This window comes from Aquirufa sp., assembly GCF_964796385.1.
On the sequence record NZ_CBAUBA010000005.1, the window covers coordinates 1 to 24,421 of the forward strand.

A 24,421-nucleotide genomic window follows, 5' to 3' on the forward strand; every position below is an offset into this window, starting at 1 on the left:
TTTTAAAATTTGGGCTTTTAGGTCTTCAATATCAGCAGAAATCGTATTGACCGAGTTAACTGCGATGTCATATTCCCGCTGGGAAATCGCTTCTTTTTGTAAAAGTACTTTTTGGCGCGCCTCATTATCCTCGGCTAATTTTTTATTGAAACCTAATTTGCGCAAACGGGCTTGTAAATCGTCGTCGTTGATACGGAATAATACCGTTCCTTTTCTGACGGCATCGCCTTCTTTGATATTGAGTAATATAATTCTTCCGGCGATTTCTGAACGCACTTCTACCTCTTCGTTCGCCAATATTGATCCCGTCGAGCTAATTAAATCGTCTAATCGGGTAGATTTGACCACTGTAACGACAACGGCAGTTTTCCCTCCTTTCCCATTTTTGTCTTTTTTGGCATCCTGCGTTTTCTCTTTGCTAAACGTTTTTTTGATTTTTGGATAAAAGGCAAGTCCTAAAACTAGCGCTAAGATCAAAACTCCAAGGATCGATTTTGTTACTTTATTCATGGTTTAATGGTCAACGGTTTAAATCAATTTTAAAATTACTGAGTGTAGCTAACTGCGCTATCCTCAATTGTAGGTTTATTCTTTCTTTCCTTGATTAAGCCAAGGTAAAATTTGCTCATTTTGTATTTGATTCATCACAAAATGGCTTTGAGCGTTACCGATATTCTTGATGCTGGCTAATTTATGTAAAATAAAATTTCGGTATTCATCCATGTCGGAAACCACGATTTTCAACAAAAAATCACTGTGTCCCGAAACACAATAACATTCTTGTACTTCTAAAAGTGACATGACATCCGTTTCAAATTGCTTGAGGTAATCAGCCGCGTGTTCTTTTAAGGAGATATCGCAAAATACGGTCAATGATTTACCTAATTTATTTGGATTAATCATCGCACGGTAACCAGTAATGACACCCTCTTTTTCCATCCGTTTTATACGCTCATGAATAGGTGTTGCACTCATTCCAAGCCTAGTCGCCATTTCCTTATTGGACAAGAATGCGTCCTCATGTAGAAATGCCAAAATTTGTTTATCAATATCGTCTATCTTGGCCATTGTTATAGTGGGCTAGGGACTAATGATGCGCCGACGGAAACGACACCTTTGAGTGTATCAGTTCGCATATACTGCTCCAAAGCTACGCGGTATTTTCCGCGACGTGGAAATTTCAAACCCTTTAGAATAGTATATGAGTGGCTGTACATATCCCCTAAACCGCCGCCTTTTGGCTTGCCTGTTTTGGGATCATAGAGTATCGCTTCAGCAAAAGCTTTTTTCCAAACTCCTTGTTGTTCTTGGATAACCCAACAATTAAAATATAAATTATAAAACGGGTACTCATTTGATTGCCGAATCGCGACGCGTAAATCGTAGACGGTTACGGTGTCTTTAATTTCGAAAGGAAAAACGATTTGTTTTTTCTGCACCCAGCCATTTTCTACCAAGGATTCAGTTCGGTCAAAAACGGCGTCCGACTGACAAGAGCTGCTCAGGAGACTTATCAATACCATAACCCATAAAATACTAGAGGTTATTTTCATGTCGTTTTAGGCTGATGGGGCTTCAGGAGATCCCCCTTCACGTGGTGGTCTTGGCTTAAATTTCTTCTTAAATTTCTTTTTGAAGGGTTTGGGTTGGCCCGTTGCATCTGTCAAACCACCTTCTGCTGTCGGATTTGCATTCACGTTCGGTTGAGTTGTTGCATCTGGGCGTGGTCCCCGATTATCCGGTCTTGGGCCACGCTCAGGGCGTGGGCCTCTATTTTCAAATCGGTCACGGCCTCCGCGATTGCCCCCTTTTCCGCCTCCAGAACTTGGTTTTTTACCACCGTATTTTTTGTCCATCCGCTCTAAATCCGAATTTAATTCGGATAAGGTTGGCTTTTCAACTACCGGGGCATCTGGATTTAAGTCACTAAATGACTCAGGAATGATTCCTTTTTTATTGAGATCAATGATTTCTTTAACGCGGTCACAGCTAACAGGTATCCAGATTGCTTCTTCTCCCACAATCCCAAACCACATCATGCGCTTGAAAATATCTGTTTTTTGTAAAACAGCTTCCCCTTTTTTAGTTTTTAATCGGCCTTCAATTGTTGGGATGCTTTTCAGTGCATCCATATACGTCTCTAATTCGTAATTTAAACAACATTTTAGGCGACCGCATTGGCCACTTAATTTAACAGGGTTAAGCGATAAATTTTGATAACGCGCCGCTGAAGTAGTTACATTTTTAAAGTCGGTCAGCCATGTCGAACAACATAACTCACGCCCACAGACACCAATACCACCCAAGCGGCCTGCCTCTTGTCGCGAAGAAATTTGTTTCATTTCTACGCGCACTTTAAATTCCGTTGCTAATAATTTAATTAATTCACGAAAATCGACGCGATCCTCCGACGAATAATAAAAGATGGCTTTCGTTCCGTCCGATTGAAATTCAACATCCGAAAGCTTCATATTTAATTTAAGATCCCCAATGATTTGTCGGCCCCGATACATCGTAGGCATATCCCGCGCTATCATTTGGTTATGTTTTTCAAGATCTTTATCGCTAGCGATACGGATGATATTTTTCAAATTATCATCGTCTTTAATTGACTTTTTCATCAATTGCAGGCGTACTAATTCGCCTTGCAGGGAAACAACTCCCATGTGAATTCCTGAGGAGGACTCAACCATGACACCATCACCTGTGTGTAGCATCAGCCCATTTGAATTCCGGAAATATTCTTTACGACCTCCTTTGAATTTGATTTCGACGATATGAAAACGCTGAAATTGAGGGATATCCAAGTCGGACAGCCAATCAAAAACATTCATCTTATTACACCCACCTGTGCCGCAACCGCCATTACTTTGGCAGCCCGAAACTTCTCCTTCTACACTTTTGGATCCACAAGATCCCGTTGAACACGATTTACATGCCATATGCTATTGATTCCATCGATCGCTTATCCTTTATAACGTAGGATGTCGAGACCAATATCTCTTCTAAAGTTTTTACCTTCAAATTGGACCGATTGGGCCGCCCTTTGAGACTTTTGTATCGCCTTCTCCAGGGTATTTGAAGTTGCTGTGAGTGCAATAACCCGCCCCCCACTAGTCAAAATTTGTCCATTTTCTTCTCGCGTTCCCGCTTGGAAGACAATTGCATCTGCTACTAAATCCAATCCGCTAATTACGTCTCCCTTCCGATATTCTTCTGGGTAGCCTTCAGCGACAACCATTGTCGTAACGGCAAATTGCTCCGAGATTTCAATTTTCTCTTCGTGCAAAGTGCCACGTGCAGCTGCAAGTAGCAAAGATAAGAAATCCGATTCGATTCTAGGTAAGACTACCTCGGTTTCAGGATCACCCATCCTTGCATTGTATTCAATCACATAGGGTTCCCCTTCGTGATTCATTAAACCAATAAATATAAATCCCTTATACGGAATACCTTCTTTTTTCAATCCAGCAAGCGTCGGTTTAATCACTTTTTGATCTACGGCACTCATGAACTTGGCCGTTGCAAATGGTACGGGCGAAACAGCGCCCATTCCACCCGTATTCAATCCTTCATCATTTTCACGAATCCGCTTATAATCCTTCGCTTCCGGTAAGACCACATAATTTTCGCCATCTGTCAAAACAAATACAGACATTTCAATACCACGCAAAAATTGCTCAATGACTACTTTTTCGGATGCCGCACCAAACTTTGCGTCTAACAACATCTCTTTCAACGAGCTTTGCGCCTCCGCTAATGTTTGGGCGATAATCACCCCTTTTCCAGCAGCGAGCCCATCGGCCTTCAATACGATTGGTAAGGATTCGTTTTCTAAATAGACTAAACCAGCTTCAATAGTATCTTTTGTGAATGTTTCCGAAGCGGCCGTAGGGACGCCATACGTATGCATGAATTTTTTTGAAAAATCCTTGCTTCCCTCCAATTGTGCACCTGCCGCGCCTGGACCTACAATCCCCACATGCGTTAAATCGGCATGTGATTCGATATAATCTCGAACTCCTTTTACAAGGGGTTCCTCAGGCCCTACAACCACTAATTCAATTTGATTTTCGCGGATTGCCTGAACAATACCCGCTAAATCAGCGACGCCTACAGGTAAATTTGTGCCAAAAGTGGCTGTGCCCGGATTACCCGGAGCAAAAAATAAATTACTAAGTAATGGGCTTTGGGAAACCTTCCATGCAAATGCGTGCTCACGACCTCCCGAACCGATAATTAAAACATTCATAAATCTAATTGGCTAATTCACTCAAAAACTTAATGCGCATCAAACGCAATTCTTCTTCACTCACATCTTCAATATTACATTCATCCAGAGCCTGTGCGATGTTATCGGTGTCTGCCGATAAGAAATAGTCGAATATTTCGTCTTGTTTATCCGGTTCAATTACTTGATTGATAAAATAATCCAAGTTCAATTTGGTTCCTGAATAACAAATAGCCTCAATCTCTTCAATCAATTCCGACATGTTTAATTCTTTCTGCTCGGCAATTAAATCTAAATCAATCTTGCGATCAACCTGTTGAATGATGTAAATTTTGATTTTTGATTTATTGACCGTCGACTTGACCACCACTTCTTTAGCAGTTTCAATTTCGTTTTCATCCACATAACGAATGATCGTATCTATAAACTGCTTTCCAAATTTGACTACTTTACCCATTCCCACACCAGTAATCTGCGCCATTTCCTCCTGATTTGTCGGGTAGGTAGTCGCCATTTCCTCTAGTGATGGGTCTTGGAAAATTACATATGGAGGAAGGTTTTTCTCCTTCGCTACTTTTTTACGTAAGTTTTTTAATATTTCAAATAATGCATTATCATACGCTTTTGCGCCCAATGCCGCATTTTCTTCCTCATTTTCAGCCGTTATCGCCTCTTGCTCATAATCATGATCACGCGCAAACGTTAATGGATACGAATCTTTTACGTAGGCCGCTGATTTTTCATTAAGCTTTAAGACCCCATAATTTTCTACGTCCTTAGCAAGTAAGTCATAGATGACCATTTGTTTTATAAACGAGATCCAAGGTGATTTTTGGCTCTCCGGATTTGGCTCTCTTTTTGTTTTCTTTAGTAGCTTTGGTTTTTTCGGCGCGTCGTCATCTCCGTCTTCATCATCTTCGTCATCCTCGTCATCCTCCGGTTCAATAACATTCCAAGGTGCTATTGCCCCAATCCCAAAGCAACTCAGTTTTTCATGCTCGTAACTTTGGGTATATTGATTGCTTTTCCCTTCCAATACATCCGCTAAATGCTCTGCATCAAACCTTTCCCCCGTTTGTTTCACGGCATCTAATACCCAATGAACTTCCTTTTCTACCTTAAATGTGGCCGTTGGGTGCTTGCAATTATCGCAGAAACCACAATTTTCAGCCATGTGCTCGCCAAAATAGCTGAGTAATTGCTTGCGCCGACAAACCCCCAAATTGGCATAATAGACCATTTCACTCAAGAGTAATTTGGCATTTTCCTTTTCGGAAACGGCTTTGTCTTTATTGAATTTATCAAGCTTCAGTATATCGTCGTAGGTATAAAACAAGATACATGTGCCATCTAGGCCATCGCGTCCTGCTCGACCTGTTTCTTGATAATATCCTTCCAGCGATTTAGGCGCATCATAGTGAATGACAAAACGCACATCCGGCTTGTCGATGCCCATTCCAAAGGCTATCGTCGCCACCATCACGTCTACTTCCTCATTCAAAAATGCCTCTTGATTGCTTATACGAACCTGCGGATCTAAGCCGGCATGGTAGGGAAGGGCGTTTATCCCATTCACCAAAAGCAGGTCAGAAATTTCCTCCACACGCTTTCTGCTTAAACAATAGATGATACCGGCTTTTCCGGAATGACCTTTAATGAAGCGGATCAGTTGTTTGTCAATATCCTTCTTAGATCGAATTTCATAGTAAAGATTCTTCCGATTAAAGGACGTTTTAAAAACTGTCGCATCTTCTAAATTTAATGTTTTTTGGATGTCTTGTTGGACCTTCGGAGTCGCCGTCGCCGTTAACGCAATAATTGGTAATTTTGCATTTATATTCTCAATGATCGTTCGGATCTTACGGTATTCGGGTCGGAAATCATGGCCCCATTCGGAGATGCAATGCGCTTCATCGATCGCCACGAATGAAATATTGGCTTGTTGGAGGAAATTCAAATTCTCCTGCTTATTCAATGACTCAGGCGCGATGTACAATAATTTGACGACACCACTAATCACTTCTGCTTTGACGCGATTGATTTCGGCCCGACTTAATGAAGAGTTTAAAAATTGAGCATTGATGCCAAATGCAAGCATTTGGTCTACTTGATTTTTCATCAACGCAATCAAAGGAGAGATGACTATTGCTGTGCCTGGCATGATGATTGCAGGCAATTGGTAGCACAGTGATTTGCCGGCGCCTGTAGGCATTAAAACAAAACTATGGTTTCCTGCAATTGTATTTTGGATTATCGCCTCTTGCTCGCCTCGAAACTGACTAAAGCCAAATGTCTTTTTTAGTTGCTCTTTTAAAACATTAGGTGAAATGGGATTGGTCATACGATTGATCGTGGCGTTTGTGTTTTGTTACTTGGCGGAATTCTTTTTGATTGTCTTATCTTTGAACCCTTATAATCCTTACTAACATTGAAATTAAGCAAAAATATTCAATCCACAGCAAAAAAAGTTTTAACGCAAGAAGCGAAGGCCATTTTATACGTAAGTCAAGCAATCGATTCCGAATTTGAAGCCTGTGTTGAACATTTGCTAGATCGCCCGGGCAGGATTGTATTTACGGGAATTGGTAAATCTGCCATTATTGCTCAGAAGATTGTTGCCACAATGAATTCAACGGGGACGCCCGCTTTGTTTATGCATGCGGCCGATGCCATTCATGGTGATTTAGGAATGATTCAATCGGGCGATTCTGTGATTTGCATCTCCAAATCCGGTGATACCCCTGAAATCAAAGTGCTCGTGCCCTTAATTAAACGGTTAGGCGTTTCATTAATTGCTATGGTTTCGAATAGAGAGTCGTATTTGGGGCAGCAGGCAAACTATATTTTACATGCGTTCGTAGAACAAGAGGCGGACGAAATGAATTTGGCGCCTACAACATCGACGACCGTAGCCTTGGCCCTTGGTGATGCCTTAGCCGTTTGCTTGTTGGAATGCAAGGGGTTTACCGCTCAGGATTTTGCCAAATACCATCCCGGCGGTGCCTTGGGAAAGCGGATGTATTTGAAGGTTTCTGATTTATATCCTCAGCATGATTTTCCTTCCATTGTGCCTGCGGCAACTATTAAAGAGGCAATTCACGAGATTAGTTCGAAGCGGCTTGGGGCCACCGCTGTAGTAGAGGGCGGTGAATTATTGGGGATTATTACGGATGGCGATGTGCGCCGTATGTTAGAAATGCAGGCCGACTGGTCAGCCATTCAGGTCATCGATATGATGAATCGAACCCCAAAAACCATTGATTCAGACGCTTATGCGACGGAGGCATTGGCGATTATGCAATCCTTAAATATTACGCAATTGATTGTGCTTGCAAATAAAAAGGCCGTGGGATTTGTCCATATCCACGACCTTTTAAAAGAGGGAATCGTCTAAATTAGCGCATGCGGTTCGAAGACTGCACGAGCATTTCGTCCTTCCGAATTAACCGATTCGCAATCATATTTGCTAGTAGCGCGACCACCATCGCGTAAAATCCATAGCCATATTTTCCTTGAATTTCCGGTTCAAACGTAGGCATCGCCTCTTTAAATATCACCCAAAAAGCATAGGCCATCGCGCCTGCAAGTAGTAGTGAATTGACTAAGCCCAACATCATTTGGCGGACACGATTTTTAAATGAAAAAATCGTTACTAAGGTGATGATGGTGGATAAGGTGATTAAAATCGCAATCGCGATCGTCGGGTGTGTTGCAGTAGTTTGTTCCCCTTGCGATACTGTCCATTCATTGAAGAAAAGGGTTGCTTTTTGGCCTGATGCACCTATTTTGCTCCATATTGGCCAGCCCGTCGATGTGGCAAGGCTATTGGCAAAAATTACTAAGGCTAATAAAAGGGATTGTGGTCTCTGAATCATACGTATTAAGAATTTGATGCAAAATTAAGCATTTTCTTGAAATAGCTTGGCTGCGATTTTTGCTGAGCTGAGGCATAAAGGAATCCCGCCTCCTGGATGGACACTTCCGCCAATCCAATAGAGGTTTTTGATGCTCGGTCGGTAATTAGGATGCCGTAAAAACGCCGCAAATTTATTGTTGGACGCATTTCCGTACAAGGCACCACCTGAAGAGGAGGTGCGCGTTTCGATACGGCGGGGATCCAGGTAGTCCTCAGAAACAATGTGTTTTTCAAGATCCACCCCTAAAATTTGGCTAATTTTTGCGATTACATTTTTACGTGTTTCAGCGACTAGATTGTCCCAATCTTGCCCGCTATTTGCTGGGGCATTCATCAATACAAACCAGTTCTCACAACCTGTAGGCGCATCTTTTGAAGCTACTTTACTCGAAATATTGACGTAGGCCGTTGGGTCTTCGTCCATCGTTTGCGATTTAAATATTGCGTCAAATTCCCGTTTGTAATTTTCTGCAAAAAAGATGTTATGCACACCTAGTTCATCGAATGTGCGGTTTACCCCCCAATAAAAAATAATTCCTGAGCTTGATTTTGGCTGATTTAGTAATTTTTTCGGTTTGGGGATTTCAGGTAATAATCGATCATATGTGGGACGAATATCCGCATTGCTAGCCACGTAGTCAAAATCATAAGTTCCTTTTGTTGTATCCAACCCGGTAACTTGATTACCAGCACATCGAATGTTGGTCACCGGTTCTTCCAAGTGGAATTCAACGCCTAAATCTTTTGCCAAGCGGGTTAAAGATCTAGGTATTTCAATCATGCCGCCTGATGGAAAATACGCACCCAAATTGTACTCTAAATGTGGAATAATGGATAAAGTGGCCGGTGTTTGATAGGGGTCAGACCCATTATAGGTAGCATATCGATCAAATAACTGGGCTGTTTTGGGGTTTAAAAATCTACTTTGATGATGCGTGTGCATGGTCTCGAATAGACCGAGGCGGTGTAAATTGGTATAACCCGTTAGTGCTTTTTTACCTGTCCAGGTAGCTAATTTATGCAAGGAGTTGTCTAGAAAAAGATCACTTACGATGTTGTATTTTATTCCTGCCTCCGCGATATAATTACGAATGTTGGTGGCTGATTCTCCAAGTACTTCGGCGATTTCTTTAGAAGTTTTATCAGGATCTTGATGTGTATTCAGGCGCGTGCCATCTTCCCAGAAGTACCGACAAATTTCCGGCAGACGTTCATATTGAAAGTAATCGCGCGGATTTTTTCCTGCAAGGGTGAACAATTCATCGACGAGTTGGGGTAATGTAAATAACGACGGTCCTGCATCGAATCGATAGCCATCGAGCGTGATTTCGGCTAATTTTCCGCCAGGATGGGCATTAGCATCAAACACGTGAACTTGTTGGCCCAAGCATGCCATTCGAATCGCAAAAGCGATACCTCCAATTCCTGATCCTACGATTCCGATTTGTGCCACTGATTAATTTTTAAAGCTCTAAATTAACTAAATAAGAATAAACGGGTAAATGTTTTACACTCCATTTCATTTTCTGTAATTTTGCACGAATTTTTAATTTAAAATATGCTACGTACACACACGAACGGCGAATTGCGCATGGGCCATGTAGGTCAAACGGTCACTTTATGTGGTTGGATACAAAAGACGCGCGACAAAGGAGGGATGATTTGGGTTGATTTACGTGACCGGTATGGGATTACGCAATTGATGCTAGAGGAGGGGAAATCGACTCCAGAGGCGTTACAAATCGCCCGTAGTTTAGGCCGTGAATTTGTTGTGGAGGCGATAGGTGTGGTTGTAGAACGTTTGGCAAAAAATGACAAAATGCCCACGGGCGACATTGAGATAAAGGTGACGGGCATTCGGGTATTAAATCCAGCCAAATTGCCACCTTTTTTGATTGAGGATGAAACGGATGGAGGGGATGATATCCGCATGAAATACCGGTATTTAGACTTGCGTCGTAATCCGATTCGTGCAAGTTTGCAATTGCGTCACCACGTGGGTCGCGAAGTGCGTAATTACTTAGATAAGCAAGATTTTATTGAGGTTGAAACGCCTGTATTAATCAAATCCACTCCGGAGGGAGCGCGTGATTTTGTCGTGCCTTCGCGCATGAATCCAGGTGAATTTTATGCCTTACCACAATCTCCACAAACATTTAAGCAATTATTGATGGTTTCCGGTTTCGACCGTTACTACCAAATTGTGAAGTGTTTTCGGGATGAGGATTTACGCGCAGATCGCCAGCCTGAGTTTACTCAAATCGACTGCGAAATGTCATTTGTGGAGCAAGAAGATATCCTGAATATGTTTGAGGGATTGATTCGTCATTTGTTCCAAAATGTGAAAGGCTTCGACATCGGCCAAGTGCCACGTATGACCTATGCGGATGCGATGAAATATTACGGTTCGGATAAGCCGGATATTCGATTTGATATGAAGTTTGTGGAATTGAAAGGCGAAGGCGTGGATTTAACGTCTGGCAAAGATTTTCAAGTTTTTGATGCAGCGAACACGGTAGTTGGTATTTGTGCCAAAGGAGCTGCTGAGTATACGCGCAAGCAATTAGATGAATTAACCGATTTTGTTCGTCGGCCGCAAATCGGGGCCAAAGGCTTGATTTATGCGCGTGTTCAACCGGATGGTGTAGTTAAATCGTCGGTGGATAAATTTTATTCAGAAGCAGATTTAGCGACTTGGGCTACGGCCTTTAACGCAGAGCCAGGTGACTTAATTTTGGTGCTTTCAGGGGAAGGTGACAAGGTGCGCAAGCAATTGAACGAATTACGTTTAGAAATGGGAACGCGTATGGGATTACGTGATCCGAATAATTACAAAGTTCACTGGGTAGTTGATTTCCCACTATTAGAGTACGGCGAGGAGGAAGATCGCTGGTTTGCGATGCACCATCCATTTACTAGCCCTAAACCAGAGGATATTCCGTTGATGTTAGCCGGGGAATTCGCAAAAGTTCGTGCGAATGCATATGATTTAGTCGTGAATGGCGTGGAAGTAGGAGGAGGGTCGATTCGTATTTTCCAAAAAGACCTGCAATCGAAAATGTTTGAAGTTCTTGGATTCACTCCGGAGGAAGCGCAAGCACAATTCGGGTTCTTATTAGATGCCTTTGAATATGGGGCGCCGCCGCACGGTGGATTGGCTTTTGGATTTGATCGCCTTTGCTCGTTATTTGGTGGTACGGATTCAATTCGGGATTACATTGCCTTCCCTAAGAATAACGCGGGACGCGACGTGATGATCGATTCTCCTTCTCCATTGGCGCAAGCACAGTTGGATGAATTGAAGATTAAGACCACGGTTTAGATTAGTGAATATAATGAAAGAGGGGGCCGCGCAGCGGCCCCCTCTTTTTTTTTAGAAATCGTAATGAAATACAGGGCTTGTCCACTCCCCGGCATTGATGTTAATTACTTCTTTAATTTCGCCGTGTTGAATATCGAATACCCAGCCGTGAAGATGTGGTTGTTTTCGATTCTTCCACGCTTTTTGAACAATTGTCGTCTTGGCTAAATTTTGAATTTGCTCCGCAACATTCATTTCAACTAGTTTGTTGAACCGTCCTTGCTCATCTTGAATATTTTGTAATTCATCATAGTTTTTTTCATACACCTCTTTGATGTTGCGCAGCCATTTGTTAATCAAGCCAAAATCTTGGTTTGTCATTGCTGCCTTCACCCCACCACAATTATAATGGCCACAAACAATGATGTGTTTTACTTCCAGTACTTCGACGGCGTATTGAAGCACCGACAATAAATTAATGTCCGTATGGACGACCATGTTGGCCACATTCCGGTGAACAAAAATGTCACCTGGCTCTGCATGCGTAATTTCCTCTGCGGGTACGCGGCTATCAGCACAACCGATCCAAAGGAAAAGAGGGGTTTGGGTTTTCGACAAATTGTCAAAATAGGTCGGGTCTAATTCTAGTCTTTCGCTAGCCCAAGCCTTGTTACTCAGTAGTAATTTTTTGTATTCTTTCATGATTATTTCTTTTTTAAATCTGCCTCAATGCCTCTTTCGTGAGCTGTGGCGATAAATTCTTGAATAAGTAAATTAATGTCGTGATCCATGAAATGCACTTTTGAAATATCAATAAACACTTCAGAACCCGTTGGAATCCTCCGAAGCGCTTCTTTTAAGGCCATTTTGTGTAAAAAAGTTACGTCCTTTTGGAATTTAATTAATACGTCATTTCCATTTTGGAAAACGGTGAAAACTGACGAATAATTCGTCACTAAGACGAAGACTAAGCCCACCAAGGTTCCTACAAAAATACCCCACAATAAGTCAACACCTACGACTACGACGATAGTGACTAAAAAGGGAACCCATTGCTTCCAACCTTCTGCAATTACCTTTTTAAAAGCGGAAGGGTGGGCAAGTTTATAGCCCGTGTATAATAAAACACTTGCTAAACAGGCCAATGGTATTTTGTTCAGGTATAACGGCAAAGCAAGTACCGCTGCGAGAAGCAAGATACCGTGGAAAAAGCCGGACATACGGCTTTTTCCACCCGAATAGATATTTGTGGAGGAGCGTACAATCACTGAAGTGATGGGAATTCCACCTAATAATCCACTAGCTACATTTCCTACCCCTTGAGCTAAAAGTTCTCTATCTGGTGAGGAGATTCTTTTTAAAGGGTCTAATGAATCTGTCGCTTCTAAGGATAATAAGGATTCTAGCGAAGCGACAATAGCTAATGTCAAGGCGATGGAATACACTTTGGAATTTGTGATAAAACTCCAATCAGGCGAGACTAATCCATGCCAAACATCCTCAGTCGAAGCAAAAATGGGCAGGTTGACCATGTGGTCTTTTGAATTTCCTAAATACCAGTCTGGCGCCCCCAAAGCAAAACTTTCATTTATCGCCACTCCCGCCAAAACCACAAATAAGGAGGCAGGAAGTGCATTCATAAAGCGAAAAGTTTCACCTAGCTTAGTCCACGAAAACAGAATAAGTAACCCGATCGCAGAGATGAGTAAGGCCCCAACTTTCAGGGTAGCAAAGGAGGCTAAGATTTCTGAAAAGGTATTTTTCCCATCTTTTTGGTTAAATTCTAATTCGCCAATAAAGTCCAAATCGTCTCCAATGGCATGTGGAATTTGCTTTAAAATAATGACAATTCCGATTGCAACTAACATGCCTCGAATGACAGAGGAAGGGAAGAATCCGCCGATTTTCCCCAACTTCAGCAGACCAAGAGCAATTTGAATTACACCGGCAAGTATGACTGCAACTAAAAAGCCAGGAAATGAACCTAGATCAATAATAGCAGTCGCCACGATAATCGTGAGTCCAGCGGCTGGTCCACTGACAGATAGCTCAGATCCTGATAAAAGAGAAACGATAATTCCTCCCACGATACCTGCCACAAGGCCAGCTAACAAGGGTGCGCCTGATGCAAGTGCTATCCCTAAGCAAAGAGGAAGGGCGACTAAAAATACAGCAATGCCCGATTTCCAATCTCCTTTGAGAAAGGACTGTATGTAATGATTCATATGTCTTTATATTTTAATTAATGAAAAATTAGTTAGGTTAGTGCACGCGATCGGGTGGGGTTAGGATCGGATTTACATGCGCATTTGTTTTCCTTACTAAATAAAAATTAATCAAAATATTTTTACAAAAAGAATCTGGGATTATGCTGCCTTCCATTGAGTAAATTGATTCATCTGAAAAATCCTCATCCTCATCCGTTATTTCATCCTCCTCTTGATTCTCTTGTTTTTGATTTACGGGCTTCGAATGATGATCAGATTGCGTTGTAAGTTGACATGGCGCGGAGGCACGCGCATACGTCGTCGCCTGTACTTGCGAGAAGGTCAATAAGCAAATCAATAAAGTGATTATCGCACGCATTAGTCGAATTTAATTTTGGTCTGATTCGTTATTTTGCCTTTTTCATCGCGTTCCTGAACGACAATAGGTTCAATATCCTCAAATTTATCTTTTCCATAGCGCATTTCCTTTTTTAATCGGCCTCCCGATCCAAATTCGTAAAATTCACGCCATCTACCTACGCGAACACCTTCGTCTAGTTTCCCCTCAATCGCTAAATTCCCAGACGGATAAAAAAGTAAATACTGGCCTGTTGACTTCCCATAAACGAACGGAATAACCTCTTTAATTTTAAGCTTAGCCGCATCAAAATAACTAATCTCGGACCCTGCAGGAAATCCACGGTCAAAATAATTTTTCGTCAAAAGTATACCTTCTGAATCATAGGCTTCCCATCGGTCATTCTTCGCCCCCATGTAAAAGTAGCCCTCTTCAACGAGCACCTCATTGATTATTTTTCGATACGAACCATGACAAATTTGTGCGCGTTGGTTTTCCTTTAATGGTGTATTTACGATGCGAGATTGGCCGGGATCGTACCACCAAATCTCCTGCACATAGGGGCTTACAGATTCATCTTCGACATACTTGACAACATTGAATTCTTCAATGGTAGCTCTTCCACCTGTACCGTAACTTCCAACTCTACGTTCTGTTTTAGTCCCCTCGTACTCATCTTTAAGTTGTACTTTCTTTTTCAACCGCCGGGCTGTCATGCTTGCTTTTAGGCTTACATCTTCCCAAATCGCTTGACTTTCGTTTTTAAGTGCTTTGGCTGATTCTAATCCTTGTTCTAGCCCTGTACCTAGTCGACCACCAAACAGGCCACTTGATTTTTTCGTCGTATCAGTTAAGGGCTTATTGTTTGAAAAAATAGACTTGTCTTGCCCTTCACTTAGGAAGCAAATGGAGAGTAATAAACAAAAAAAGGCACCATTAAATTTCATATGTATGGAACGTTCAACGTCCAAAAAAATTTTCCAAAAATAGGAATTTAAATGTTTCCCTCGGGTAGTTTGTGTATTTTTGTAACGTTTTTTATGACAAGAAGTTAAATAATCAAATTACGCATTGGAAAAGCACGCAAAAATATATGTAGCTGGGCACCGCGGGATGGTCGGTTCTGCCATCGTTCGGTCACTTGAAAAAAGAGGATATCAAAACCTTATTTTAAAGACTTCGGCGGAACTAGATTTGAGGAACCAACAAGCCGTTGCGGACTTTTTTGCAAGCGAAAAACCAGCGTATGTTTTTTTAGCAGCGGCCAAAGTGGGGGGGATTGTAGCAAATAATATGTATCGCGCCGACTTCCTCTATGAAAATTTGGCTATTCAAAATAATGTCATTCATGCCGCTTATGTGAATCAGGTAACTAAATTAATGTTTCTTGGATCTTCGTGCATCTACCCCAAATTAGCCCCTCAACCACTTAAAGAATCTTATTTATTGACAGGACTCTTAGAGCCGACCAATGAACCTTATGCGATTGCCAAAATTGCAGGCATTAAGATGTGCGAAGCTTACCGAGCCCAATACGGTTGTAATTTTATTTCAGTGATGCCCACCAATTTATATGGCCCGAATGATAATTATGATTTGCAAAATTCACATGTTTTGCCGGCAATGATTCGAAAGTTTCACGAAGCTAAAGAACGTGGTGATCAGTCGATGGAATTATGGGGTACGGGGGCTCCAATGCGTGAATTTTTGTATGCAGACGATTTAGCCGAGGCATGTTTGTTTCTTATGGAAATATACAATGACGCCGAATTAGTTAACATTGGTACCGGAGTTGATGTGACGATTAAGGAGTTGGCAGAAACAGTCCAACGGATCGTTGGCTTTGCCGGAACGGTCAAATGGGACACCACACGTCCTGACGGCACACCTCGTAAGCTGATGGATGTGAATAAGTTACACGGTTTAGGGTGGAAACATCATATTGAGCTTGTTGATGGTATTAAATTAGCCTATCAAGATTTTTTGGCGAATGTTACGATTCGCAAATAATGGAAAAAGAGCTGGAGTGGTTTAGTGCCTGGTTTGATTCGCCCTATTACCACACTTTGTATGCGGAGCGTGACGAAGCGGAAGCAGCCATGTTTGTTCAATCGTTGCAAATACATTTGCAAATTCAAGTAGGTGCCCACGTGCTAGATGCTGCCTGCGGAAAAGGACGCCATGCCAAAACGCTCGAACAATTGGGCCTTCAGGTAGATGCGTTCGATTTGTCCCCCATAAATATTCAAGTGGCGAATGAATTAGCTTCTGAGAATCTAACGTTTTTTGTGCACGATATTCGCGTGCCTGTGCCCAAGCGCCTCAGCTATGATGTGGTTTTTAATTTCTTTACAAGCTTTGGTTATTTTGATGAAAAATCGGATAATTTATTGGCTTTTCACGCCTTTGCAGATGCATTAAAGTCCGGAGGAATTTTAGTTATGGACTTTTTCAACCCAACGTATGTGTTAGCTAATTTGGTGCGCGAGGAAGAGGTGCAGCATGGCGGAATTACGTTTTCAATTAAACGCTGGGAGTCAAATAGTTATTTATATAAATCGATTAAGTTCTCAGACGAGGGTAGGGATTTTCAGTTTGAGGAAAAAGTTGAATTGATTCCGAAACAGGACTTTTTCACGTATGCTGCCAAGTCCGGGCTAATTTTAGTAGATTTAATGGGAGATTATTCCCTTGCGCCATTCGATGAAAATACCTCTCCTCGAATGGTTTTCATTTGGGTGAAAAAATAAATGCTATGGAAACTTTTCAAGCACTTTGGACTTCAGAAATGGCTGATGGAAAATTCGAAACATCAGTGCACACTTTGCCATTTAGTACGTTAGGCGAACAAGATGTACTTATTCGAGTAAGCTATTCATCCCTAAACTATAAAGATGCGCTGTCGGCGAGTGGCCACCGCGGCATAACACGTGATTTTCCACATATTCCAGGGATCGATGCCGCAGGAACGGTGGTCTCAGATAAGCGTGGAATTTTTCGCGCCGGGGATCACGTTTTGGTAACAGGTTTTGACCAAGGAATGAATAGTCATGGTGGGCTATCTGAATTTGTTGCTGTACCGGGGGATTGGGTAATTGCAATGCCCGAAGGTCTCAATGCGCGCTCTGCGATGCAAATTGGAACCGCGGGACTTACGGCTGGTTTGGCAGTCCAAGCTTTAGTAGGCAACGGTCTTAGACCTGAATCCGGAGAAATTTTAGTGACTGGAGCTTCAGGTGGTGTAGGGATGATTGCTGTCAAGTTATTAACGCACTTGCATTTTAATGTAGTCGCCATGTGTGGCAAACCTGAATTGGATGATACTTTATTGGGTTTGGGGGCGAAGCGGATTGTGCGCCGACAAGATTTTTTGTCCGAGAAACCAAGGGCATTATATCCCATGCAATTTGCCGGAGCGATTGATGTGCTCGGCGGAGAGGTACTCGTAAAATTGTTGAAAAGTTTACAATACGATGGTGTTATCGCTGCTTGCGGAATGGCGGCAGGCATTGATTTGCCTTTGCAAGTTTATCCATTTATTCTTCGTGGAGCGCGTTTAATTGGCATATATTCGGCAGATACCCCTTTAGCTCGGAAGCAAGAAATATGGCAATTATTGGCAAAAGACTGGTCGGTTGCATTGGATGATTTCACGACTGAAATTTCACTTTCCGAAGCACCTCAAATCCTTAATGAGCTCTTAGCTGGTCGCTCATCCGGGCGTTACCTAGTTAAAATTTAATGAATTTGATGGTTTTTTGGCCGGGCACACCGATGAATTGGATGAAATAGGCCCCAGCAGGTATGCTACGAAGATCAATAAATTCATTGTTCAAAGGCTTTTCCAGCCATCGTTTTCCGGTTAAATCCACTATTTCGATGCGCGCGCTTACTGTTTTCCAACGCGTTGGTATGCCCATTTGTATTCCACCTTGTGTTGGATTCGGATAGGCCGTAATTTGAGTGAATGGATTTTCTGACTCTTGACCCAAAATACTAACAAAAATCTTATCTGATAAGGCCAAGCATTTATTGATATCAACTAACTGAATTTGATAGGCTCCGGATTGGGTTGGTAAAAATTTCGCTTCGGTAGCTCCTGTGATTTTTTTATCATCTAGTAGCCATTGCATATTTGTTCCTGCCGTTGTCGAATTCAGGTAGCCATCTGCATAGGATACAAGCGGCGATACGGGGTTTGTGACATTCAGGGTGAATGTATTTGAAAGTGTTGGGCAAACACCCCCAAAGCTAGCTGAAACTTGGTAGGTCCCATTTTTTGATGCCGTGATATTCGGTCCCGTTTGACCTGTTGGTACTCCATTGAATTGCCAACTTAAATCTGCGTTATCTTTTGTGACTGCGCTAAGCGTTTCACTTGTCCCACTACAGATTGTTTTCGTTCCGACTTTATCTAAGCTGATGACCGGAGATTTCAGTTGGCTTAGGGGCACATTTACCCGAGGACTTGGGCAACCTAATGAGCTAAATTTCATGTCATATAGGTAATAAAAACCCGATGTGATGGGTGCTCCATTGAATAAAGCACCTGTCATGGATAGGACAAATGGGATTGAGTAAGGGTAACCTAAGTTGATGGGGGCATTAATTGTATCATTCAAGGAGCGGTTACTTCGGAAAATACTTGCTCCATTGCTACAATTTTGTGAAATCATGTAATTACCAGCTTTCGGAAATGGGAGGTTAAGTTCGACAATTTGGCCGGGATCATTTTTGTCATCAATTAACTGGCTGTTTATTCTAGTGGAATTACGTTGTGTCCGAGTAGCAACGAGGTCTTTGGCGATGGAATAGATTAATTCGCCAGTATCCTTATTTAATACAGAGAATGTGATGGTACCTGAGGTGCCCACATATACACGTGCCGTTGTTAAAATTACCGGGGTTTTAATTTCAAAGATTGGAGTTGGGCCAAAATTTTCAAAGTAGCTCCCTGAACCAAATGCCGATTTGGTCGTTGGCCCAAAATCACCTTTAAAATCCCCCGTTGCCACAAAGTAGGTTTGCCCGGGAGTGGCGGAAACTTTTAACCCTGCGCCTATTAGTGTGTTATTTACATACCAAAGTGGATTGCCGCTATTTGCACTTAATGTTAAGTTGTTTGCTCCTAGGCAACTAATTCCAGTTGCGGTAGGGGCAATTGGGCTTTCCGTTTGATATTGAATGGAGACCTCATTATTCCCGGCAAATTGATCATTGGGAAGGTTCGATTGAAGGACAAATTGGTAATTTTTTCCTGGCTGCAATGAAATTGGCCCACTGACTGAAACTAACGTTTCTTTTCCTGAAGCGAGGTTGGGAACCGTGCCGGTCATTTGGCCTATTTCTACTTGATTTAAAAGCACACGTACGCGTAGAGGAATTTGCGACTGTGCCTTGCTACCTACATTTTTAATTTTCGCTTGTAGGGTGGTAGACCCTGTTGTGGCACAGTTAAATCCGGTCGTGCTATTCAGTGAAATAGCTGCGATATCTTTTGAAGCTTGGGTGATTTCCAGTAAAAACTCGTTCGTTTCACCGGCAGCATAGTTGCCGCAGGTACTCGGACGTCCATTCGTGCTCGAAATGAGTCGCATGCGGTAAAAATTACCGGCGGTTGCCAACGACGAAATGCTGAGGCTTTCGCGATAAGTTAGGTTAGCTTGGAAGGATTTAATGGTTTCTTCCGCATCGTCAAAGTCCCCATCTTGATTCCAGTCAGCTAGTAGGATTACTTCTTTTGATTGTGCTGTTGCGAAATCAAATTGACAATCCAGTTGTGACCCTTGTTCCGTTTGAATTCTTTTTTGGGTAAAATCCACTGTTCCCGCCTCACTAAATTCTATGGCCCCAAATTTAGTTTTAGCTATGTTGTTATTGTTGGTTGTGGGCGTAGAGACACAATACCCTGTTCCTCCGATGCCCGACATGATCAAACTAAAATCTTGTTTGGTAACATTCTCAACGGCTTTTAAAACGCCTTTGTGGGAAAGGGTTAAGGTATATGTTTGGCCTGGGATGGCACCGTTTACGCGGATTTTCTCCACGTTATCGCGGAAGTTATTTCCTGTGGTAGCGGGATTTCCTGGATTTTCTGGGTCTAAAATGTAGGGGAGAGAAATTCCTTTCGGACTTTGAATTTGGATGTCTAAATCATTGACAAGCCTAGGGCTACGATTGTTCAGATTTTCGGGTGTTATTGAAAGTACATTTGCCTCAGGGTCAGTCCATGAAAGGGTTACCTCGAGATCCCCTTTACCGGAAGCGATGAGCGGAAAGGTTTGTTTTGTTCCGCTGGCCAAAGTCCCCTCAGTAATGCGGTATGCACCATTTTTGTTTTGGATGGCCATGGCAGCTTTTTCAGCATTAATCAAACCCCAACCGCTTTTATAATCTGGGCCCACATTTTCGATGTCCAACGCGGTATGTATCGCTAGCCCTTTTAGTGTTGCGGCACGCATGAATACCCCTTTATTTAGACGATTGTATAATTGTTGTAATAAAAAGAGTGATCCGGCAACTTGTGGAGATGCCATGGAGGTTCCAGTCAATGAGGCATATGAAGAATTACCTGTATTTGTTGTGGATAAAACATCGGTCCCTATGCCTACAACGTCTGGTTTAATTCGTCCGTCGTCTGTAGGGCCCCAACTTGAAAATTCGCTGATTTGAACATCTGAGCCATACATTGGCACTTGCGTACTTAGCTCAGCTGCACCTACTGTTAAAATATTTTTTGCATTTCCTGTTGTTGAGATGATGTCATATCCATCATTTTTTGCTCGTGAAACAGACGATGAATCCCGCGTATTTCGGAGTAAATAAAAGGTGCCAGGGGCAGGACCAGTTTGGTTGCGGCTATTCCCCGCAGATTTGGTCATTAGGTACATGGGAGCATTGTATGCGATGCGATCGAGGGCTTGTGCATTGCTATCATAAAAACCAAACTTATAATCCTCAGATGAGCTAACCTCATCTTTTCCCCACCATTGCCATTTGGATTTCGTGGAATCGTATACCCAGCCAGCTTGATACCCATAGGAATGATTACTAATTAATAATTTGAGGGATGCGGCGCTAATTTCGGAATTGTCGTTCGTGTAATCCCAAGCTTTTAGATTAGCCCCAAAAGCCATGCCCCGTGCTGAGCTATTAATTCCTGACGCGATTAATGTCCCAGCTACGTGTGTGCCGTGCGAATCAGAGTTGATTGCCGATTCTTGTGGCGTGATTCGGCCGGTAAATTCTTGGTGGGTAGTTAAGGGTGTTCCTCCATCCCAAATCCCCAGCCATCCCGAAAGTGTATCTGATCCGCCACTTAAAGAGAGGCCTAATGAACCACCTCGATAGAGCTGATCCGTTCGTGTCATCTGCCCCGCGAACCGGTTGGAGTGGTGGGTCATATACATGGCTTCACCGATTTCATTAAATTGCTGGAACACAATTTTCATCCCTTCACCGAGGTCCTCACTCAAATGAAGCCCCCTAATTTTAGCTTGTGCCTGACTTTTTTGGAATAAACTGTCGCTCGATTTACTGAATGCTGTTGCATTGGCTTGTCGTTTACTTAACTGATCATCTAGCCGATAAAGCGACTTGGCTTGACCAAAAAGTGGCCTATTTCCGACCAAGAGTAGGGTAAAAAGCAACCAGATTAGGTATTGAGGCGAGGCCTTCGACTGCATGTTGTTACTAAAGTAAAGTTCTAATTTAGCTTATTTCTTTTATTTCCACACGAAAGGTTTTTCGGTGGATTGGACTAAATCCTTTTTTTAGTACAGCTTTTCTATGTTCTAAGGTTGGATACCCTGCATTTCGTTCCCATCCATATCCTGGAAATTGGAGTGCTGCCTCGCGCATCCATTGATCGCGGTAGGTTTTGGCCAATATCGAAGCGGCTGCAATGGAAAAAAATTTCGAATCCCCTTTAACGATGCAGGTGTGTGAGATAAATGGATATTCGATGAAGCGGTTTCCGTCCACCAACAAATGATCGGGACGAATGGAAAGCTGTTCTACCGCTAGGTGCATCGCGCGTACGCTGGCCTTATAAATATTGATTTCATCAATTTTTGCATGGTCTACTTCGGCGATTGCATACGCTATGGATTCTGTTTTTATAACTTCGATGAGCGTTTCTCGTTGCTTGGCTGATAGTTTTTTCGAGTCGGTCAATAAGGGATGATAAAAGTCTTTGGGTAAAACAACAGCTGCCGCGACTACAGGGCCTGCTAAACACCCTCGACCCGCTTCGTCAAGTCCAGCCTCAATCCCATTCGGTGAATAATATGATAAAAGCGTACTCACTTTATTTTGCATATAATGTACCCATTAATCAAAAATACTTGGTGATTACATAAATATGGGTTAAAATTGAAGATTATTTCCAAAGGTATCCTTATGTTACGTCAAATTACACTGCTTACTATTGTCATTTTTGCATTCGTTGGCCAAATCTCCGCTCAAAAATACAAGCCGAAAAAGATTTTCCATTTAGAGGCAAAGTCGGCGCGATTTGTAGGCAGCGGCGTTTCAAATGAATCTTACTATTTCAAGCCCTCATTGGAGTTAGGAATTGGTATTCAGTATCCAATCACATCCCGAGTGAATTTTAGCCCCCAGTTAACCTTATCACAGCGAGGTTTCAGTGGTAAGACCAGTTTTTCTGATTCGGCATATACCAAACGTAACATTACCACCCAATATTTAGACGTAAGCCCAAATTTCGAGTTCAAGCTAGGTAGTTTATCTGAGTTTGGTAGTGGCTATTCTATTTGGGGAGGCCCTTATTTGGGCATAGGTTTGTGGGATAATTCAACGTATGAGAAGCGTGCACAGACAGCGGCAGGAAATTTTGCTACGGTTACAACTACCGGTGAAAGTTTTTCTCGGGATATTCGCCGTTTAGATATGGGCTTTAAAGTGGGTATTGGTGTGGTAACACAAAACTTTGTTTCCTTTGGTCTTACGTATCAAACGGGCTTAATGAATATTTCTACTGAACCCGGCGAATTGCGCAATCAATCACTTGGTTTTTACATGCGTGTCTTTTTCGACGAGATCTTATAGTTAACGCGTAAATAATAAACGTTCCCCTTTTTTCGAAAGATCAAATTTGCCTGCCTGGTATGCTAAATGGCCGGATACAAATGTGTAGCTGATGCTGTGCGGAAAAATGTGTCCTTCCAAGGGCGACCATCCACATTGGTATTCAATATTTGACTTAGAAACGGTATATGGAGTTTGCATATCGACGATGGCTAAATCAGCCCAATAACCTTCGCGAATATATCCTCGCTCCGTTATTTGAAAGCATTCTGCCACATGGTGAGCCGTTTTTTCAGCGATTTGTTCTAGGCTCAAGACACCTTCTTTGGACATTTCGAGTAGCATCAAAAGTGGATGCTGTACTAAAGGCAGACCTGAAGGTGATTTCCAATATCCTTGTTGTTTTTCTTCCCACGTATGTGGCGCGTGATCCGTTGCGATAACATCAATTGCTCCGGATTGCAATGCTGCCCGAATTGCTTGGCGATGTCGCACTTCCTTTATAGCCGGATTACATTTGATTAAGTCACCTAAGGTTTCGTAATCCGATGCATCAAACCACAGGTGGTGAACACAGGCTTCGGAAGTGATGCGTTTATCTTTGACTGCTTTTCCCGTTTCAAATAAGGCAAGCTCCTCCGCAGTACTGATATGCAGAATATGCAAGCGGGTGTTTGACTTTTTAGCTAAGTCCACAGCCATAGAGGACGATAAATAGCATGCCTCTTCATTTCGAATCAATGGATGAATGAAGGATGGAGCATCCTCCGGATACCTCGAACGAAACAATTCCAAACGCGCGCGCACGGTATACTCATCCTCGCAATGTGTCGCAATTAACATTTCGCTACTCGCAAATAGGGTTTCAAGTGTTTTCATGTTGTCCACCAACATGTTTCCCGTACTTGAGCCCATAAATACCTTAACTCCACACACATTTTGTTTATTGGTCCGAAGAACTTCCTCTAAATTGTCATTCGCCGCCCCCATAAAAAAGGAGTAGTTGGCCAACGAATTTTCGTGTGCTATGTGGTATTTATCAGCTAAAAGTTCTTGATTCAATGCATTGGGAATAGTATTGGGCATTTCCATAAAGGAAGTTACGCCACCAGCCACTGCGGCACGCGCTTCAGTCGCAATTGTCGCCTTATGTGTCAAACCAGGCTCTCGAAAATGAACTTGATCATCGATCATCCCGGGAAAGATATATTTGCCCGTCAAGTCAATTACCGAATCGGCAGGTGTGGCACTAATTTGCGATGCAATCTGTTCAATACGTCCGTGCTTAATTCGGATATCTCCCGAAGTAATTTTTCCTTCGTTGACTATTTGGGCATTCTGCAACAGATACTGAGCCATG

21 protein-coding genes are annotated in these 24,421 nt (G+C 42.5%); 6 read left to right on the forward strand and 15 right to left on the reverse strand.

The window, feature by feature from the left end; genetic code table 11:
- The 6 genes from AC1W6K_RS02850 to AC1W6K_RS02875 form a co-directional block, all read right to left on the reverse strand.
- The coding region (locus tag AC1W6K_RS02850; RefSeq protein ID WP_481946377.1) for an efflux RND transporter periplasmic adaptor subunit at nt 1-510 on the reverse strand (510 nt) is incomplete at its 3' end.
- Between the two features lie 75 nt (nt 511-585).
- The gene (locus AC1W6K_RS02855) at nt 586-1,068 is read right to left on the reverse strand and encodes an Lrp/AsnC family transcriptional regulator (RefSeq protein WP_395783086.1); all 483 of its coding nucleotides are present in this window, start codon (nt 1,066-1,068) and stop codon (nt 586-588) included.
- Nucleotides 1,069-1,070: 2 nt separating this feature from the next.
- Nucleotides 1,071-1,553 carry a gliding motility lipoprotein GldH gene (locus AC1W6K_RS02860; protein ID WP_481946378.1) on the reverse strand — a complete coding sequence of 161 codons (483 nt, stop codon included), beginning with the start codon at nt 1,551-1,553 and terminating at the stop codon, nt 1,071-1,073.
- Between the two features lie 6 nt (nt 1,554-1,559).
- Complete coding sequence (locus AC1W6K_RS02865; protein ID WP_481946379.1) at nt 1,560-2,942, reverse strand: PSP1 domain-containing protein; 1,383 nt, start codon at nt 2,940-2,942, stop codon at nt 1,560-1,562.
- Nucleotides 2,943-2,965: 23 nt separating this feature from the next.
- Complete coding sequence (gene purD / locus AC1W6K_RS02870) at nt 2,966-4,252, reverse strand: phosphoribosylamine--glycine ligase (protein ID WP_481946380.1); 1,287 nt, start codon at nt 4,250-4,252, stop codon at nt 2,966-2,968.
- 4 nt (nt 4,253-4,256) lie between these two features.
- Nucleotides 4,257-6,572, reverse strand: a complete 2,316-nt coding sequence (locus AC1W6K_RS02875) for a RecQ family ATP-dependent DNA helicase (protein WP_395783078.1) — start codon at nt 6,570-6,572, stop codon at nt 4,257-4,259.
- An 87-nt stretch (nt 6,573-6,659) separates the two neighbouring features.
- Between AC1W6K_RS02875 and AC1W6K_RS02880 the strand changes: the two genes are divergently transcribed.
- Nucleotides 6,660-7,625 carry a KpsF/GutQ family sugar-phosphate isomerase gene (locus tag AC1W6K_RS02880; protein ID WP_481946381.1) on the forward strand — a complete coding sequence of 322 codons (966 nt, stop codon included), beginning with the start codon at nt 6,660-6,662 and terminating at the stop codon, nt 7,623-7,625.
- 1 nt (nt 7,626) lies between these two features.
- Here AC1W6K_RS02880 and AC1W6K_RS02885 read toward each other — a convergent pair whose 3' ends face one another.
- A complete protein-coding gene (locus AC1W6K_RS02885; RefSeq protein WP_481946382.1) occupies nt 7,627-8,106 on the reverse strand; it encodes a DUF4293 domain-containing protein in 480 nt (159 codons plus the stop codon).
- A 24-nt stretch (nt 8,107-8,130) separates the two neighbouring features.
- The gene (crtD, locus tag AC1W6K_RS02890; protein ID WP_481946383.1) at nt 8,131-9,600 is read right to left on the reverse strand and encodes a 1-hydroxycarotenoid 3,4-desaturase CrtD; all 1,470 of its coding nucleotides are present in this window, start codon (nt 9,598-9,600) and stop codon (nt 8,131-8,133) included.
- 105 nt (nt 9,601-9,705) lie between these two features.
- Here crtD and aspS point away from each other — a divergent pair, with 105 nt between their 5' ends.
- A complete protein-coding gene (gene aspS, locus AC1W6K_RS02895) occupies nt 9,706-11,469 on the forward strand; it encodes an aspartate--tRNA ligase (protein ID WP_481946384.1) in 1,764 nt (587 codons plus the stop codon).
- A gap of 51 nt (nt 11,470-11,520) precedes the next feature.
- On the opposite strand, the gene can is transcribed toward aspS, so the two are convergent.
- From can to AC1W6K_RS02915, 4 genes are read right to left on the reverse strand one after another with little or no spacing between them, the layout of a single operon-like run.
- Complete coding sequence (gene can / locus AC1W6K_RS02900; RefSeq protein ID WP_481946385.1) at nt 11,521-12,150, reverse strand: carbonate dehydratase; 630 nt, start codon at nt 12,148-12,150, stop codon at nt 11,521-11,523.
- Between the two features lie 2 nt (nt 12,151-12,152).
- Entirely contained in the window at nt 12,153-13,673 is a 1,521-nt protein-coding gene (locus AC1W6K_RS02905; RefSeq protein ID WP_481946386.1) for a SulP family inorganic anion transporter, read from the reverse strand.
- Between the two features lie 37 nt (nt 13,674-13,710).
- Nucleotides 13,711-14,034 (reverse strand): hypothetical protein, encoded by a 324-nt coding sequence (locus AC1W6K_RS02910; RefSeq protein ID WP_481946387.1) that lies wholly within the window; start codon nt 14,032-14,034, stop codon nt 13,711-13,713.
- Nucleotides 14,034-14,960 carry a toxin-antitoxin system YwqK family antitoxin gene (locus AC1W6K_RS02915; RefSeq protein WP_481719341.1) on the reverse strand — a complete coding sequence of 309 codons (927 nt, stop codon included), beginning with the start codon at nt 14,958-14,960 and terminating at the stop codon, nt 14,034-14,036. The genes AC1W6K_RS02910 and AC1W6K_RS02915 overlap by 1 nt, the downstream gene beginning before the upstream one ends.
- Nucleotides 14,961-15,084: 124 nt before the next feature.
- Here AC1W6K_RS02915 and fcl point away from each other — a divergent pair, with 124 nt between their 5' ends.
- The 3 genes from fcl to AC1W6K_RS02930 are packed head-to-tail and all read left to right on the forward strand — an operon-like array spanning nt 15,085 to nt 17,755.
- Nucleotides 15,085-16,023: a GDP-L-fucose synthase gene (gene fcl / locus AC1W6K_RS02920; RefSeq protein WP_481946388.1), complete on the forward strand. Its 939-nt coding sequence runs from the start codon at nt 15,085-15,087 to the stop codon at nt 16,021-16,023.
- On the forward strand, nt 16,023-16,763 hold the full coding sequence (locus AC1W6K_RS02925; RefSeq protein ID WP_481946389.1) for a class I SAM-dependent methyltransferase: 741 nt from the start codon (nt 16,023-16,025) through the stop codon (nt 16,761-16,763). The genes fcl and AC1W6K_RS02925 overlap by 1 nt, the downstream gene beginning before the upstream one ends.
- 5 nt (nt 16,764-16,768) lie before the next feature.
- The gene (locus tag AC1W6K_RS02930; protein ID WP_481946390.1) at nt 16,769-17,755 is read left to right on the forward strand and encodes a YhdH/YhfP family quinone oxidoreductase; all 987 of its coding nucleotides are present in this window, start codon (nt 16,769-16,771) and stop codon (nt 17,753-17,755) included.
- On the opposite strand, the gene AC1W6K_RS02935 is transcribed toward AC1W6K_RS02930, so the two are convergent.
- Nucleotides 17,745-21,698: a S8 family serine peptidase gene (locus AC1W6K_RS02935; protein ID WP_481946391.1), complete on the reverse strand. Its 3,954-nt coding sequence runs from the start codon at nt 21,696-21,698 to the stop codon at nt 17,745-17,747. The two genes, AC1W6K_RS02930 and AC1W6K_RS02935, sit on opposite strands and share 11 nt — an antisense overlap.
- A 25-nt stretch (nt 21,699-21,723) precedes the next feature.
- Complete coding sequence (locus AC1W6K_RS02940) at nt 21,724-22,332, reverse strand: ribonuclease HII (protein ID WP_481719336.1); 609 nt, start codon at nt 22,330-22,332, stop codon at nt 21,724-21,726.
- Between the two features lie 81 nt (nt 22,333-22,413).
- Here AC1W6K_RS02940 and AC1W6K_RS02945 point away from each other — a divergent pair, with 81 nt between their 5' ends.
- Nucleotides 22,414-23,082, forward strand: a complete 669-nt coding sequence (locus tag AC1W6K_RS02945) for an outer membrane beta-barrel protein (protein ID WP_481946392.1) — start codon at nt 22,414-22,416, stop codon at nt 23,080-23,082.
- Here AC1W6K_RS02945 and AC1W6K_RS02950 read toward each other — a convergent pair whose 3' ends face one another.
- Nucleotides 23,083-24,420 carry a dihydroorotase gene (locus AC1W6K_RS02950; protein ID WP_481946393.1) on the reverse strand — a complete coding sequence of 446 codons (1,338 nt, stop codon included), beginning with the start codon at nt 24,418-24,420 and terminating at the stop codon, nt 23,083-23,085.
- Nucleotide 24,421: the final 1 nt, after the last annotated feature.

Excerpts from the sequence above, each read along its gene's own strand:
- AC1W6K_RS02855 (WP_395783086.1), bottom strand. The coding sequence starts at position 1,068 with ATGGCCAAGATAGACGATATTGATAAACAAATTTTGGCATTTCTACAT.
- AC1W6K_RS02925 (WP_481946389.1), top strand. The coding sequence starts at position 16,023 with ATGGAAAAAGAGCTGGAGTGGTTTAGTGCCTGGTTTGATTCGCCCTAT.
- AC1W6K_RS02935 (WP_481946391.1), bottom strand. The coding sequence starts at position 21,698 with ATGCAGTCGAAGGCCTCGCCTCAATACCTAATCTGGTTGCTTTTTACC.
- purD (WP_481946380.1), bottom strand. The coding sequence starts at position 4,252 with ATGAATGTTTTAATTATCGGTTCGGGAGGTCGTGAGCACGCATTTGCA.
- AC1W6K_RS02915 (WP_481719341.1), bottom strand. The coding sequence starts at position 14,960 with ATGAAATTTAATGGTGCCTTTTTTTGTTTATTACTCTCCATTTGCTTC.
- AC1W6K_RS02860 (WP_481946378.1), bottom strand. The coding sequence starts at position 1,553 with ATGAAAATAACCTCTAGTATTTTATGGGTTATGGTATTGATAAGTCTC.
- AC1W6K_RS02865 (WP_481946379.1), bottom strand. The coding sequence starts at position 2,942 with ATGGCATGTAAATCGTGTTCAACGGGATCTTGTGGATCCAAAAGTGTA.
- AC1W6K_RS02940 (WP_481719336.1), bottom strand. The coding sequence starts at position 22,332 with ATGCAAAATAAAGTGAGTACGCTTTTATCATATTATTCACCGAATGGG.
- AC1W6K_RS02950 (WP_481946393.1), bottom strand. The coding sequence starts at position 24,420 with ATGGCTCAGTATCTGTTGCAGAATGCCCAAATAGTCAACGAAGGAAAA.
- AC1W6K_RS02905 (WP_481946386.1), bottom strand. The coding sequence starts at position 13,673 with ATGAATCATTACATACAGTCCTTTCTCAAAGGAGATTGGAAATCGGGC.
- aspS (WP_481946384.1), top strand. The coding sequence starts at position 9,706 with ATGCTACGTACACACACGAACGGCGAATTGCGCATGGGCCATGTAGGT.
- AC1W6K_RS02930 (WP_481946390.1), top strand. The coding sequence starts at position 16,769 with ATGGAAACTTTTCAAGCACTTTGGACTTCAGAAATGGCTGATGGAAAA.
- AC1W6K_RS02885 (WP_481946382.1), bottom strand. The coding sequence starts at position 8,106 with ATGATTCAGAGACCACAATCCCTTTTATTAGCCTTAGTAATTTTTGCC.
- can (WP_481946385.1), bottom strand. The coding sequence starts at position 12,150 with ATGAAAGAATACAAAAAATTACTACTGAGTAACAAGGCTTGGGCTAGC.
- AC1W6K_RS02945 (WP_481946392.1), top strand. The coding sequence starts at position 22,414 with ATGTTACGTCAAATTACACTGCTTACTATTGTCATTTTTGCATTCGTT.
- AC1W6K_RS02910 (WP_481946387.1), bottom strand. The coding sequence starts at position 14,034 with ATGCGTGCGATAATCACTTTATTGATTTGCTTATTGACCTTCTCGCAA.
- AC1W6K_RS02875 (WP_395783078.1), bottom strand. The coding sequence starts at position 6,572 with ATGACCAATCCCATTTCACCTAATGTTTTAAAAGAGCAACTAAAAAAG.